14 protein-coding genes are annotated in these 13513 nt (G+C 53.8%); 2 read left to right on the top strand and 12 right to left on the bottom strand.

What is annotated here, in order from left to right:
- Positions 1-24 precede the first annotated feature (24 nt).
- From ACRBCU_RS14950 to ACRBCU_RS14930, 5 genes are all read right to left on the bottom strand, one after another.
- The gene (locus ACRBCU_RS14950) at positions 25-639 is read right to left on the bottom strand and encodes a hypothetical protein (protein WP_431366192.1); all 615 of its coding nucleotides are present in this window, start codon (positions 637-639) and stop codon (positions 25-27) included.
- Between the two features lie 58 nt (positions 640-697).
- Positions 698-832, bottom strand: a complete 135-nt coding sequence (locus tag ACRBCU_RS14945; RefSeq protein ID WP_431366191.1) for an aa3-type cytochrome c oxidase subunit IV — start codon at positions 830-832, stop codon at positions 698-700.
- A gap of 96 nt (positions 833-928) precedes the next feature.
- Positions 929-1375 carry a DUF6173 family protein gene (locus ACRBCU_RS14940; RefSeq protein ID WP_431366190.1) on the bottom strand — a complete coding sequence of 149 codons (447 nt, stop codon included), beginning with the start codon at positions 1373-1375 and terminating at the stop codon, positions 929-931.
- A gap of 12 nt (positions 1376-1387) precedes the next feature.
- Positions 1388-2431, bottom strand: a complete 1044-nt coding sequence (locus ACRBCU_RS14935) for an MBL fold metallo-hydrolase (protein WP_431366189.1) — start codon at positions 2429-2431, stop codon at positions 1388-1390.
- Positions 2428-4149, bottom strand: a complete 1722-nt coding sequence (locus ACRBCU_RS14930; protein ID WP_431366188.1) for an acyl-CoA dehydrogenase — start codon at positions 4147-4149, stop codon at positions 2428-2430. The genes ACRBCU_RS14935 and ACRBCU_RS14930 overlap by 4 nt, the downstream gene beginning before the upstream one ends.
- A 164-nt stretch (positions 4150-4313) precedes the next feature.
- On the opposite strand from ACRBCU_RS14930, the gene ACRBCU_RS14925 reads away from it, so the two are divergent.
- Positions 4314-5246 carry an L-threonylcarbamoyladenylate synthase gene (locus tag ACRBCU_RS14925; protein ID WP_431366187.1) on the top strand — a complete coding sequence of 311 codons (933 nt, stop codon included), beginning with the start codon at positions 4314-4316 and terminating at the stop codon, positions 5244-5246.
- On the opposite strand, the gene ACRBCU_RS14920 is transcribed toward ACRBCU_RS14925, so the two are convergent.
- The 6 genes from ACRBCU_RS14920 to ACRBCU_RS14895 form a co-directional block, all read right to left on the bottom strand.
- On the bottom strand, positions 5243-6400 hold the full coding sequence (locus tag ACRBCU_RS14920) for an alpha-D-ribose 1-methylphosphonate 5-triphosphate diphosphatase (RefSeq protein WP_431366186.1): 1158 nt from the start codon (positions 6398-6400) through the stop codon (positions 5243-5245). The genes ACRBCU_RS14925 and ACRBCU_RS14920 overlap by 4 nt on opposite strands.
- A complete protein-coding gene (locus ACRBCU_RS14915) occupies positions 6381-7127 on the bottom strand; it encodes an esterase/lipase family protein (RefSeq protein ID WP_431366185.1) in 747 nt (248 codons plus the stop codon). The genes ACRBCU_RS14920 and ACRBCU_RS14915 overlap by 20 nt, the downstream gene beginning before the upstream one ends.
- A 64-nt stretch (positions 7128-7191) precedes the next feature.
- Positions 7192-8031 (bottom strand): DMT family transporter, encoded by an 840-nt coding sequence (locus ACRBCU_RS14910; protein WP_431366184.1) that lies wholly within the window; start codon positions 8029-8031, stop codon positions 7192-7194.
- Positions 8028-9263 (bottom strand): chromate efflux transporter, encoded by a 1236-nt coding sequence (gene chrA / locus ACRBCU_RS14905; protein WP_431366183.1) that lies wholly within the window; start codon positions 9261-9263, stop codon positions 8028-8030. Before chrA ends, ACRBCU_RS14910 begins: the two co-directional genes overlap by 4 nt.
- The gene (locus tag ACRBCU_RS14900) at positions 9260-10066 is read right to left on the bottom strand and encodes a chromate resistance protein ChrB domain-containing protein (protein ID WP_431366182.1); all 807 of its coding nucleotides are present in this window, start codon (positions 10064-10066) and stop codon (positions 9260-9262) included. The genes chrA and ACRBCU_RS14900 overlap by 4 nt, the downstream gene beginning before the upstream one ends.
- A gap of 139 nt (positions 10067-10205) precedes the next feature.
- Positions 10206-11222, bottom strand: a complete 1017-nt coding sequence (locus ACRBCU_RS14895; RefSeq protein ID WP_431366181.1) for a fatty acid desaturase — start codon at positions 11220-11222, stop codon at positions 10206-10208.
- Between the two features lie 171 nt (positions 11223-11393).
- Here ACRBCU_RS14895 and ACRBCU_RS14890 point away from each other — a divergent pair, with 171 nt between their 5' ends.
- Positions 11394-12794, top strand: coding sequence for a hypothetical protein (locus ACRBCU_RS14890; RefSeq protein ID WP_431366180.1), 1401 nt, complete (start codon positions 11394-11396; stop codon positions 12792-12794).
- Positions 12795-12891: 97 nt separating this feature from the next.
- Here the strand turns inward: ACRBCU_RS14890 and ACRBCU_RS14885 are convergent.
- On the bottom strand, positions 12892-13513 hold a 622-nt coding region (locus ACRBCU_RS14885; RefSeq protein ID WP_431366179.1), incomplete at its 5' end, for a TCP-1/cpn60 chaperonin family protein.

Here is a 13513-nt window from a genome sequence, read left to right as displayed (position 1 = left end):
CCCCATTACGGGGCCGAAATTCTATCAGAATGTTTGTGGCTTATAGTTCTGCGCAGCTTTAAATGCCGTCGCTTTGTCGCCAGCATCATTCTCAAAAATCTTGTCTGTTTTAACGCCGGGCAGTTTGCCAAACGCGGTCATCAGTTTTTTCGGGAAAAGATGACTGCCAACAGATTCAAATCCGGGCAATTGAGACAAAATGCGGGATGTGGACGCTGAGCACTGAGCTTGCGCCGCAGGACCGTTTGCGCGCGCAAGGGCAAAGGCTTTTTCCGCCACTTCTGGCGCCACCTCAATTTCCTGCATCACAACATGATATGTCTCGCGCGCGTGTGCGCTTTTGTAGACGTTGTACGCCTCAGGATTTACACCATAGATCACATCATTGCGCTCAGGGATGCGGGCGTGTTTGAACGTTCCTGCTGGATCCCAAATGACACGCTGAGAGGCGTTAATCACCAACCCGGTATGTGCGCCAGATCCAGAACGATTGTTGATCATCGTCACCAAAGTCAGCGTTGCTGGGCCCGGCTCGCGATATGCCATGCGCGCGACGTGTTCGTCACTAGCCCATTCAGATTTCGCACCGCACCCCATCAAGGCTATCGGCAACAAACACCATAAAACAACTTTGCGCATAAAATCGCCCCTAAAAGGAACAAGCGCGCCAACAGATGAATGGCGCGCTAGAAAAGGCTTAACCGTTTACGAGGCCAGCGAATACCAAGATGCCGATTGAAACAACCGCACCCCAAGTTACGTATTTCATAAAGCCGTTGAATGTTTTTTCCTGAACAGAAATGTCCATTTCGCCGTGCTTGTGCTCTGCCATCGTTCTTCTCCGTAAAATAGTGTTCGGGGCTGATTATCTGATTCCAGCGTGTCTGTCACCTAGGACGTAGCAACGCACCCAAATTGTTCAGCAATCTTAGCTTACATCTCGTGCAAGTTTGAAACCAATGCGTTTGGGGGCCTCTGCTTCCACTTCTTTGGGCAGCGCGCGCAGCATCACGCTCAGCTGGCTCACATGCTGAACAAGTTGCGTTTTGCCACCAGAGGGATCGGAGCCATAAAACGTGACCATGTCAGGGTCAAAGTACCCCATCCCTTCGATTTTCAAAACGCCGGCATCCCCACCTGTAAACCCCATGGCGACTTCGTGCTCATTATCGAGCTGCTCTTCGAAATTCTGGATATAAAGGATCAAACGATCATAGGCCCATTCAGCAGGGCTCTTGGGCTTGTTTGGCGTATCACTTGCGCCCTCTTTGACCACCTCATCAAGACATTTGCCATCGTCGGTGTGTTTTTCAAAACGACGCGGCAAGGCATCGGCTTCCACGGCTTCCGCGGAAGTTTTGATCAAATCGTCCATGTAGCTCTCCGTTCAAACAGCGCGAGAATAGACCCACGCACCATCGTCGCGTTTTTCACGCGTCGCGCGACCTTCGAAATAAAGGTGCTGCACATGCGCAATAGATTCAACCAGCGCAAGGCCGTATTCTGCGGGTCCGATCTTGCGTTTGAACAACGGAGCAAAGCACTCGCCCGCCGTCGAGGGTGTTTCAAGATGCTGCTCAAGGCGCTTTAGCGCACCGTGATGATTGTCGATCAGTTGGCGCATGCGCGTAGGCAATCCTGTGAAAGGCAGCTTATGTCCGCCTAAAACAAGGTGGTCTGCACGCGCGAGGGTGTTCAAGCGCTCGCATGCTTCCAGCCAATCGGCTACCGGATCGGCATCAGGTTCCGTCGCATAAACACCGATGTTAGAGCTGATGGATGACAGGATTTGATCCCCTGCAATCACCAAATTGTCATCACGCGACCAGAGCGTAGCATGCTCTGGCGCGTGGCCATTACCCATATGAACGTCCCAATCACGCCCACCGACGCGAATCGTATCGCCCTGCTTTATGCGCCGATATCCAAGCGGCAGAGGCGCGACAACGTCAGAGAAATTGAATGGGCGCTCATTTGAACGTTCTGCGAGAATGTCAGGATCCATTCCAGCACTTCGCCAGAACTCTATCGACTCTGGTGTGGGCGCGTCTTGCGTATCAAGTTGCAACATGCGCCCCATCAACCAAGCTGTGCGTGTGGTCCAAAGCTGCGCGCCATGCTCGGACTGAAACCAGCCAGCGAGACCAATATGATCGGGGTGGTGATGTGTCACCAATACCCGCGAAATTGGCTTGCCTCCTAGCGGACCTGCAATCAAGTCCGCCCAAATCGCCCGCGTTTTGCGGCTGTCAAAGCCAGTATCAACAATCGTCCAACTTTCGCCCTCATCGAGCGCATAAACGTTCACGTGGTCCAGCTTCATCGGCAATGGCAAGCGCATCCAAAGAACGCCTTGCGCGACTTCTATTGCCTCAATGCCGCTTGGCGGCGTTTCCCAAGGATAGCGAAGCGTCGGACCTAGATCCTTCATGCGCTTGCCAGTTCATCGGCGCTAAGAGCATATAAATCATCATCACCCAAACGCGCCTCTGCCAGCAAACCCAGATGCTCTGGCAAAAGTCGCATCATATAAAGACGCGCGAGCTTGGTACGTGGTCCTGTTCCGCCCTCGGCAAGTGCCGATTTCAAGTGGACATACCCACCGAGCACACGGGCAAAAGCCATCAAGTAAGGGACAGCGCCCGCGAAACGTGCGTTCAAGTCATCTTGTGACAGCATCCATTCCGTGGCTTCACGAAGGCTTTCTGTCGCCTCCCAAAGCGGCCCACCCAAAGTCGGGCATGTTTTACGCGCCGTTTCAGTAAACGCTTCGATTTCATCAAGCAGGGCATAAGCGGCCTCGCCGCCATCCATCAACTTGCGCGCAACCAAATCCATCGCCTGAATACCATTCGTGCCTTCATAGATCGGTGTTACGCGCACATCGCGGTAAAACTGCGCCGCGCCGGTTTCTTCGATAAAGCCCATGCCGCCGTGAACCTGCACGCCTGTTTGCGCAACGCGCATGCCTGTTTCAGTCCCGAAAGCCTTTGCAATGGGTGTCAAAAACGCCGCGCGGGCAGCCCACTCTTTGCTGCCAGTCGCCGTATCCATATCAATCGCGGCCGCGCACATCAGCGCGATCGCGCGCGAAGCGAACACATCCGCCTTCATCGTGCCAAGCATGCGGCGCACGTCTGCGTGATCGATGATCGTGCCCGTGCCATCCGGTTTCGGACCTTTGCCCTGTTTGCGTTCGCCAGCGTATTCCATCGCCTTTTGCAAAGCGCCTTCCGCGATCCCGATCCCTTGTCCACCAACACCAAGGCGAGCATTGTTCATCATTGTGAACATCGCGCGCATTCCGCCTGCTTCCTTGCCAACAAGCCAACCTTTTGCGCCGTCAAATTGCATAACAGCCGTCGGGCTTCCGTGTAGGCCCATCTTGTGCTCAAGGCTCACCACTTTCAGCGAATTGGCAACGCCCGGATTGCCCGCATCGTCGGGCAGATATTTCGGCACGAGGAACAAGCTAATGCCTTTGGTCCCAGGAACGCCGTCAGGCAAACGCGCAAGCACCAGGTGGCACACGTTTTCTGCGACATCATGATCACCCCAAGTGATAAATATCTTCTGCCCGGTGACAGAGTAAGTTCCATCATCGTTTTGCGTTGCTTTAGAGCTAAGCGCGCCGACATCGCTGCCCGCTTGCGGCTCTGTCAGGTTCATCGTTCCGGTCCACTCACCCGAAATCAGCTTGGGCAAATATAGCTCTTTCATCGCATCAGATGCATGATGCTCTAACGCTTCGATCTGGCCCTGCGACATCAACGGGGCAAGTTGCAAAGCAAGACAGGAGCTTGCCATCATCTCGTTGACGGCCATTGTCACAGTCATTGGCAGTCCCATGCCGCCAAACTCTGGGCTTGCTGACATACCGATCCAACCACCTTCGGCGATCGCTTGAAACGCCTTGGCAAAACCTGGGGAGGTTCGCACCACACCATTTTCCAATCGAGACGGCGTCAAATCACCATCGCGGTTAACAGGAGCGATCACATCTTCGCACAAGCGTCCGGCTTCACTTAAGATAGCTGACGTTACATCAGGCGTCGCATCTTCGAATTTTTCTTGTGCAACGACGGCATCTAAACCAACGATATGATCGAAGAGGAATTGATAGTCAGGAAGGGGAGCGCGATAGGACATCGATTTTGTCTCTCTTTATTAGACCGCTTTTCAGCAGGCTGTGCTGACACGGCGCTTGGCAGCCGACGCGTTGCCGCGTATGCCTTCAAAAACTCGTAGCACCCTATTGAAGGGTATATGCACCTCGCAACCCAAACGCAGCGTCAAAGCAAGGACGTCCATCCATGAGTGAACGGTTAACCTCATCCCCGAAAGACGTCGCGCACGCAGGCGATCTGATCGGTGCGGGCGCGCTTGTCGCATTTCCTACAGAAACTGTCTACGGGCTAGGCGCAGACGCGCGCAATGGCCGCGCTGTGGCGCAAATCTACCAAGCAAAAGGACGTCCAAGCTTCAATCCTTTGATCGTCCATGTGGCACATGCCAATGTCGCGCGTGAGTTTGGAAAGTGGTCTGAAACCGCCCAAACGCTTGCCGATGCATTTTGGCCCGGTCCTTTGTCTTTGGTCCTGCCCCTGCGCAAAAACACAGGGCTATCTGAACTCGTCACCGCAGGTTTAGAGAGCGTCGCGATCCGTGTCCCCGCAGGGGATTTGGCGCAAGATCTGTTAGCCGCTTTCAATGGCCCCATAGCCGCGCCTTCAGCGAACCCGTCGGGACGCATCAGCCCAACCACTGCCGAGCATGTTCTTGCTGGCCTTGATAACAAAATTGCAGCGGTTTTGGATGGTGGGCCCTGCGCGGTCGGCCTTGAATCAACAATTGTTGGGTTAACCGGGGCACCGACTTTGCTACGCGCAGGCGGTGTCCCGCGCGAAGCGATCGAAGCTGTTCTAGGACATCCTCTAAAAGACCCTGAAGGCAGCGCAATCTCGGCTCCCGGTCAGCTTGAGTCCCACTACGCCCCCGAAGCGCGCGTACGGCTCAATGCCGAGACTTGGGCGCACGACGAACGCACGCTTGGGTTTGGGCAAATGGAATGCGATTTGAACCTGTCAGAAACCGCGGATCTCATTGAAGCGGCTGCAAATCTGTTCGGACATTTGCACAGACTGGACGCGATGGGTGGCGCCAAGATCGCCGTTGCGCCGATCCCGCAAACTGGCCTGGGCGCTGCGATCAATGACCGCCTAAAACGTGCGGCAGCGCCGCGTTAGCACGCAAATAATCGCGCAGCGAATTCACCTTGAACATATGTCATGCGCCCCGCTGCGAAAGTTGCAGCAATGCGTCCAGTTGCAATATCTTCGATCAAGAGATCCGCGCGCAAGCCAGCTTTAAGTTCTCCGCGATCTTTTAGCCCCAAAAGCGTCGCAGGGCCGCCAGAGAGCAATCGCCAAGCCGTTTCAAAATCGCATGCGGCCTGTTCAACCAGCTTGCCAACTGATTGCCGCATCGCTGGGTAGTGATAGTCGGACGCGAGCGCATCACACAGCCCATCGGCGATTAATTCTACTGCTGAGACATTGCCTGCATGACTGCCCCCGCGCATTACGTTTGGCGCGCCCAGAATGATTTTTCCACCTGTTGCGCGCGCAGCCTCCGCCGCTTCACGGGTTTCGGGAAACTCGGAAATTTGCGCTCCCATGCCCAAGAAAAGCGCGCGGTCTTCGGCGCTGGCATCATCATGGCTACCAAGCAGACACCCAATGTCACGGAGCTGCTTAGAAAAGGCACCAAGCGCCTGAGGCACCAGATCGCTCTTTGCATGAAGCTGCTTCATGAGCTCCAAATGCGCTTCCGGACTTCGACCACTTTTAAGAGCGGTTCCAGTCAAGCGAGCAGGCTTGCGCCCCGCCTCCAGTCTTTTGTGCGGAATGTGATCGTTGAACACAACATAGCCAATCCCGTATTCGGCGATCAACGCAAGCATATCCGCGTAATCTTCGATCATATGTGTTTCAATACGCAGCTGCGCTTGCATATCAGTAAGCTGCTCCGCGCGCGTCACACTCAACGCGTTCAGGAACTTACGCGCAAACTCGGGCGCGCGAAGTCCGCCTTCCCAGCTATAGAACTGGGCCATAATTGCGGTGGTAATACCATTGCTCGCCAGATCAGCTTCGGCGGAGGCGATCCCTTTGCGCATGTCCGTCATAGCCCCACGACGCGGGGCGAGATGACGTTCAAAACCGTCGCCATGAATATCTACGATACCCGGCAAAATTCGAAACCCGCGTGCATCCACGCGGCGGCCAGTTGGGCCGTCCTCAATCGTGCCATTTGCGATAGAAATCGTGTCTTCGACTACCCCGCCATTGCGCAGGACTTGGCCACCTTCGAAACTGGCCTCAATCGCCTTGATCATCATCTACTAGCTCGTTGATTGCGGTATTTACGACGTCTCGCCAATCTAGTTCAGGATCAAACCTACCATTTTCCAGAAACAGGATCGTTTCGCCAATAACGCGAAAATTGTTCATCATGAAGGTATGCGTAACAGGTAACGTTATGTGCGCCTTCATTCCTTCAAGTTTGGTTGAAGCAACCGACACTTTGCCATCATCCGGCCCTTCGATGAGCGATGAGAAAAACGGGTTTAGCGACTGATCCCCTGCAATGATGCCAAGTTCGAAATCAGCAGGTGGCAACGTTTTTGGCAAACTATCTTCATCCGTACTTAGCTGCATGCCCGCAGGCCCATTGAACCAACCAAATGCCTCGAATTCGCTAAGGACATCGACAATTTCACTGCCTTTATTGGGCGGTGCAAGCATTACAACACGCCCCAGATTATCTGGACGATTATCCCGCAGCCATTCACGCAGCAATATGCCGCCCATAGAATGCGTTACGAAATGAACGGTTTCGGCGCCACAGTCGCTCACCGCATTGGGCAACGTGATATCAACCAATGTCTGAACGGTAGCCTTCGTCGAGGGATAGCCCGGACGCACGACTTCAAATCCACGTAGACGCAGTGCTTCTTCCATCAAGGCGAACGAGGTTTCAGTGCGCGCAAGGCCGTGCAACAGCACAACGCAATCTGCGGCGGCAGAAATCGGTAACAATGCAAAGGCAAGCGCGTATCGGATCATGAATCCCAGATAGGGGCTTTAAAGCCCAGACTAAAGAGGTTTGTGAAATTGCGCGGCAGTTTGCCTATTTTCGCATCGCTTGCCCGACGATGGATAAGCCAACGCCGCAAAGAACCATAACCGTGGCTATCGCAAAGCGCGACGTGAGTCCCTCGCCCAAAAACACTGCTCCGCCAAGCGCTGCAATTACGGGTACAGTAAGCTGTGCTACGGCAGCAATTGGCATGCTCAAGTGGGGCAAAACACGATACCACAGCGCATAGCCCATCCCGGACGTAACTGCGCCTGATAGGATGGCGAACAGCACGCCGCGCAGGCTCGCGACATCGGGCATGATCAACCACGCAAGCATGCCGACGGGCGCGGCCAAAATGAATGCAAGTGTTGTCGCGCCAAGCGGATCACGCGATTGCGCTCCTGCAAGGGTGTAAAGCGTCCAGCCAAGCGCCGCGATAAGCATAAGGCCAGCGCCCAAACGATCAATCGCTGCGCCTTCATCTGGCCAAAGAAGATAACAGAGCCCCGCGAAAGCCAATCCAGCGCCAATCCAGTTAAACATGCTGATCCGCTGCCCTTTCGCGAGCGTGATCGCAAAAGACATGACTTGAACACCCCCGAACAAGATCAATGCACCTGCCCCAGTCGGCAGCGTGATATATGCAAACGAAAAGCCAAGCGCATAGAGTGCAAGCATTGCTGCGCTCCAATACGCGTGGCGACTGAGCTTTGGTTTTTTCTGACTTCGCAACGCAACCAACACAGCCAGCATGATCGCGCCAGAAACGAGGCGGATCGCGGCGTAGCTCGCCGGCCCCGTATCTCCCGGCGACAGCGCCAATCGGTTCAAGACAGAGTTTGAGGCAAACGCTGTCATAGTGAGCGCGATCAGCCAGAAAAGCTTCATATCAACGAAAGCCCCAATGCAAGACCTGCCGAGACCGCAAGCACGCTCATGATCCCGAAATGTAGCCTTAACAGCAAAACACCTGCAACCATGCTGAGAACCAAAGCCTGCCAATCTAACGTCGACAGATCAGGAAGCCAGCCGAGCGGAGTACGCTCAACGCTCGCAAACAGAACATTAAGACCGAACCAAATCGACAGGTTCGCAATGACGCCGACAACCGCAGCGGTGATCGCAGAAAGCGCTCCGCTCAATCGGGCCTGTGAAGAAATCCAATCGATGTAGGGCGCGCCAGCGAAAATCCATAAAAAGCACGGCACAAATGTCGCCCAGAGCGTCACAAGCGATGCCAAGATCGCGAGGCCCATACCAGAGTCATTGAAGCCCGCCAAAAAGCCGACGAATTGCGTCACCAGTATCAACGGCCCCGGCGTAGTCTCGGCAAGGCCCAAACCGTCAATCATTTCAGCGGCGCTAATCCAGCCAAGGCTTTGCACGACCTCTTGCCCCATATAGGCAAGCACCGCATAGGCACCGCCGAACGTCACTGTCGCCAGCTTTGAGAAGAAGATCGACAATTGAAACAGAAAATCATGGCCGATGAGAAAGCCAAGCCCAAGGATCGGCAGCCACCAAATCGCGAGCCAAATAAGGACGGTTAGTGCTGTCTGAGCCAGTGGAACACTCGGCGTTGGCACATGCGCCGCAGCTGGCGTTGTCAGATACCCAATCAAAGCCGCAACGCCGATGACTGCTGGAAACGGCAAGGCAAAGACAAATATCGCAATAAAACTGGCAAGCGCCAAGGCCCAGTGCAAAGGCTGGTTGAACGCGCGTTTCGCCACTTTGATCAATGCCTCCAAGACGATCGCAAGAACCGCCGCTTTCACCCCCAAGAAAAGGGTCTGAACCAGTGGAACGTCGCCATAGGTTACATAGATCGCGCCAAGCGCTAAGATCACCGCAGCGCCCGGCAAAACAAAGAGCAAACCTGCAATCAAGCCCCCTAAAGTGCCGCGAAGACGCCATCCCGAATAGGTGGCCAATTGCATCGCCTCTGGCCCAGGCAGCAACATGCAAAACGAAAGTCCCGATAGGAACTCCTGCTCGGAAAGCCACTTGCGCGTGTCCACAAGTTCTTTGTGCATCAACGCAATTTGGGCAGCAGGGCCTCCGAAGGACAGACATCCGATTTTTCCGAAGGTTCTGAATAATTCAGAGAGCGACGTCATGCCTTACCTCCATGCGCGGTCCAATCGTGGGTTTCAGTCTTAGCATCACGCGCCCAGCGAAAAAGGGCATCATACATTGGTAATGCGGCCTCAAGCTGCTCTAGATCATCTTTGTACATGCGAGACAGGCCAAGTGAAATCGCCAGCAAGCCAGCGGCTTCCGCAGATATGGCACTTGGTGTTCCGTCAGCCGCTCGAATGATCTGTGCCATCTCGTCAAGCGTTGGTAAATTCAACTCGAACCGCGCGAGCAACGCATCAAAACTACAACTGTTTTCACCATGGCTCAGATCCGCCCCGTCCACGTCAAACGGAATCGCGTTGAACTTTTCAGCAACAGCCAGAACCTCCGACGGGGCGACGTACAAAAAGCGCGCATCTGGATCAATGAAACGACGGATCAGCCATGGGCAAGCGATACGGTCTATCTTTGGTCGATGACGCGTTACCCAAAGCGCGCCGCGCGCTGGCAATACATCGGCCTTTATCATCGCGCCGCCAAAGTCGCACCAACTCACAACCCCGCCTTCTAGGACCTCGGCATCCACGCCAGAGCAGCGCAGCAATGCCATTGCCCCTTGCGAGAGCTTTTTCCCTTTATGGCAAATGACGACGACTTTTCGCCCGACTAAAGAAGGGGCGAGTTCTGCGATCTGAGTGAATGGATGTCTGAACGAAGTGGGGATTAAGCGAGGGTCTTCGGCAAAATCCTCGTCAATGCGTATGTCTACCAAGACAGGCACATCTGGTGTTCCAATCAAGCGCGAAAGCTGCGCTGGCAGTATTGTATTTGGAGCGGTCATGTCGCGTCCTCCCGTAAGCTGGGGGTGAATCAAGGACGCGAAACTTGGACCGAAGCCTCACAGGGCGTTCGCGGGCCCCTTACGGCAGAAAATGTGTGATAAACGCGAAAGTGTCAATCCAAAGCCTAAACAGCTTGGATCACGCTTTCGCTTCCTTGAACGACACAAGCTTGTTCTGCTTAACATCCCACAAATCAAGGCTCGCGCATTTGAAGCTTTGCATTAACGTCATACGGCCACAATCTACGAGTTCTTCATGGTCGCGCAGTACATCGTTCAAGCGATAGAACGGGATGCGGCTATAAAGGTGATGCACATGATGAATGCCAATGTTGGCAGTGAACCAGCGCAGAACAACCGGCAAATCATAATGCGAACTGCCATGCAGCGCAGCTTCGTGCAATTGCCAATCTTTATGCTCTTTCCAGTGAGTATCCTCAAACTGGTGCTGCACGTAAAACAGCCAAACACCGACAGAGGCAGCCAGAATAATCGTTGGCAACGTCACAAGAACCAGCGCCTGCCAGCCGATAAAGTAAACGATAAGAAAACCAATAACCGCCATCGCGATATTGGTGCCCATCGCTGAGACCCAATATTTTGCGCCCTGCGTCATCAGCCCCAAGGGAAGACGATTCTGGAAAATAAACAGGTAAGTTGGGCCAAGGCCGAACAGAACCGCAGGATGACGATAAAGGCGATACATAAAGCGGCCAAAAGGCGTGCGAGCGTTGTATTCGTCAATCGTCAGCGTCATCACATCGCCAATCCCGCGATGCCCAAGATCGCCAGCGTGGCTGTGGTGGATCGAATGTGTGCGGCGCCAAACGTCATAAGGCGTCAGGGTGAAGACACCAATTGCGCGGCCAATCCAGTCGCTCACATTGCGGTTGTCAAAGAAGGAACCATGCCCGCAGTCATGTTGAATGCAGAAAAGGCGCAGCAAGAAACCCGCATTCAAAAGCGCAATCGCAAATGCAGCGGTGTAGCTAAAAGACGCCATCCAGCAGGCCATCGCCCATAGTGCGATGAAGGGAATAACACTCACGCCAAGCTCAAAGCTACTGCGTATTGTATCAGGTTCACGGTACTTCGCCAAAACAGTGACCCACTCACGTGCGGCTTTGTGATTGTGCATTCTAGGGTCTGGGGACATTGGCTGCTCGTTTTTATGCGTTTGCACTGCGATAAGGGGATTAGAGCAAATTAGCAAACAAGCAATTACCGCAGCAGCCAAAATTCCAGTTTTTTCCGATGTAATCCTGCTATTTTGCGGCACACTTTGATCGGCTATTGTGGTCAGCACACAAACAACAGTTCGGGTTTAATGTTCAAGTTTTTCAAACGCCGCAGAAAAAAGCCTGTCCTGAATACCCGCGGTGTGCCTGCGGATCCAGTTGAGTTCGCGCAGTGGTCGATCAGACGTCATGCTGACAGCAACGCACGTCGAAAAATAATCAGCGGGGATACCCCCGATCACCTGGTCCCAGAGATCGCAGAGCTGGCGGATGATCTGAAAACGCTCGAAATTCGCCATTCAAACATCGCGGATATCTCGAACATTGGAGCGTTGAAAGAGCTAGAAGAGCTGACATTAAACGCCTCGCCGATCGCGAACCTAGGCCCTCTGAAATCGCTCAAGTGTTTGAAATCACTTCGCCTTGCCAACTTATCAGAGCAATGCATTGCCACTTTGCCAGACATTCCAAGCCTTGTAGAATTGAACATCATGGGATGCACGGTGTCCCAGCTTGGCGGACCGACATCGTTTCCCAACCTGCGCAAGCTGGACTTGTCGCTAAGCACGCTGACTACTCCAACTGCACTGGTAGGCAAAGACTGCTTAACTGTCCTGCGCATCGGAGAATTGCCGTCTGGCGATCTGCAGTGGCTAAGAGGCAAGTCAGCGTTAGAGGAGTTTTCCCTGAAATCGTCCGAGGTAGATGACATCGCGCCGCTTGCCGCCTTGGCGCGATTAACAACGGCAAATCTCTATCTGCCCAAAGTGCGTGACCTTGCCCCGATTGCCGCCCTTACAAACCTGCGTGATCTCACAATATCGGTGCATGATTTAGCCGATAGCAGCGCTTTGTCAGCATTACACAAATTGGAAAAGTTCCGATCAGGCCGAGACAGCCGTCTGGCATCGCTGGCTTGGGTCAGCGCATGTAAAGAGCTGAATTCGCTTTCGGCTAGCCTACAAAGCAAGGTTTCATTGACGCCGCTCAAGCCTCTTCAAAAACTCGCCTTCCTGCACTTTGATCTTATAGGTTCGATAGACTTAACGCCGCTTGGAAATTTGAAATCACTAAAACGGGTGTCCTTTTCGAGCCCCGATCCCGATGCGACTATTTCCAGTTTTCCTGATCTCAGCGCGCTGGAACGTCTCATGCTTTCTGGTGTTGGTTTCAAATCTCTCAACGGATTGGAAGAGGCAAAATCGCTAGAGTTCCTGAGCATTCGCAACACAATGATCTCAGACTTATCAGCTGTGGCGCGGCACTCGAAGCTCGCTCAGCTGGACTTGGTGGGAAGCAAGGTTGATGATCTAGCCGTACTCAAAACCCTTCCGGTATTTCTATCGAGGGCGTTGGAAGCGCAGCTGCATCTAGCAGATACACCGATCCTTTTGCGCCACCCAGAGCTTGCGCCTCTTGCTGCGTCGACAAGCATGCGGGATGGCCAAATTTTCGCGAATGAATTGGCGATAAAAGCTGTCTCGCTTTAAAACCCATCACTCCAACGAAAAGGGGCCGCCCGAAGGCGACCCCTAATTAGTCTCCGGTATGGAGGCTGATTTCGCAATTCAACAAAGTTGAATTTGCTTACATCATGCCGCCCATGCCGCCCATTCCGCCCATGTCAGGCATGCCGCCACCTGCTGCGCCACCCTTCTCAGGCTGGTCTGCAACCATAGCTTCTGTTGTGATCAACAGGGATGCAACGGATGCTGCGTCCTGAAGCGCTGTACGGCAAACTTTTGCAGGGTCGATAACGCCGAAGGAGAACATGTCGCCATACTCTTCTGTCTGTGCGTTGAAGCCGAATGTGACGTCGTCGCTCTCGCGGATTTTGCCCGCAACAACCGCACCGTCAACACCCGCGTTCTCAGCGATCTGACGCAGAGGCGCTTCGATTGCTTTACGAACGATGTTGATACCAACAGTCTGGTCGTTGTTTTCGCCTTCGAGGCCTTCAAGCGCTTTTGCACCCTGAACCAGAGCAACACCGCCGCCAACAACAACACCTTCTTGAACCGCAGCGCGGGTCGCGTTCAGTGCATCGTCAACACGATCTTTACGCTCTTTGACTTCGATTTCTGTCATGCCGCCAACGCGGATAACAGCAACACCGCCTGCCAGTTTGGCAACGCGCTCTTGCAGCTTTTCACGATCGTAGTCAGATGTTGTTTCTTCGATCTGAGTGCGGATCTGAGCAACACGTGCT

The organism is Planktotalea sp., assembly GCF_050633725.1.
Taxonomy (GTDB): domain Bacteria; phylum Pseudomonadota; class Alphaproteobacteria; order Rhodobacterales; family Rhodobacteraceae; genus Planktotalea.
The sequence above is the reverse complement of the archived record's forward strand: the minus strand, read 5'-3'. Positions and strand labels throughout refer to the sequence as shown.

What these genes read in the sequence shown, in the direction of transcription:
- ACRBCU_RS14950 (WP_431366192.1), bottom strand. Translation starts at nt 639, where the DNA reads ATGCGCAAAGTTGTTTTATGGTGTTTGTTGCCGATAGCCTTGATGGGG.
- ACRBCU_RS14945 (WP_431366191.1), bottom strand. Translation starts at nt 832, where the DNA reads ATGGCAGAGCACAAGCACGGCGAAATGGACATTTCTGTTCAGGAAAAA.
- ACRBCU_RS14940 (WP_431366190.1), bottom strand. Translation starts at nt 1,375, where the DNA reads ATGGACGATTTGATCAAAACTTCCGCGGAAGCCGTGGAAGCCGATGCC.
- ACRBCU_RS14935 (WP_431366189.1), bottom strand. Translation starts at nt 2,431, where the DNA reads ATGAAGGATCTAGGTCCGACGCTTCGCTATCCTTGGGAAACGCCGCCA.
- ACRBCU_RS14930 (WP_431366188.1), bottom strand. Translation starts at nt 4,149, where the DNA reads ATGTCCTATCGCGCTCCCCTTCCTGACTATCAATTCCTCTTCGATCAT.
- ACRBCU_RS14925 (WP_431366187.1), top strand. Translation starts at nt 4,314, where the DNA reads ATGAGTGAACGGTTAACCTCATCCCCGAAAGACGTCGCGCACGCAGGC.
- ACRBCU_RS14920 (WP_431366186.1), bottom strand. Translation starts at nt 6,400, where the DNA reads ATGATGATCAAGGCGATTGAGGCCAGTTTCGAAGGTGGCCAAGTCCTG.
- ACRBCU_RS14915 (WP_431366185.1), bottom strand. Translation starts at nt 7,127, where the DNA reads ATGATCCGATACGCGCTTGCCTTTGCATTGTTACCGATTTCTGCCGCC.
- ACRBCU_RS14910 (WP_431366184.1), bottom strand. Translation starts at nt 8,031, where the DNA reads ATGAAGCTTTTCTGGCTGATCGCGCTCACTATGACAGCGTTTGCCTCA.
- chrA (WP_431366183.1), bottom strand. Translation starts at nt 9,263, where the DNA reads ATGACGTCGCTCTCTGAATTATTCAGAACCTTCGGAAAAATCGGATGT.
- ACRBCU_RS14900 (WP_431366182.1), bottom strand. Translation starts at nt 10,066, where the DNA reads ATGACCGCTCCAAATACAATACTGCCAGCGCAGCTTTCGCGCTTGATT.
- ACRBCU_RS14895 (WP_431366181.1), bottom strand. Translation starts at nt 11,222, where the DNA reads ATGTCCCCAGACCCTAGAATGCACAATCACAAAGCCGCACGTGAGTGG.
- ACRBCU_RS14890 (WP_431366180.1), top strand. Translation starts at nt 11,394, where the DNA reads ATGTTCAAGTTTTTCAAACGCCGCAGAAAAAAGCCTGTCCTGAATACC.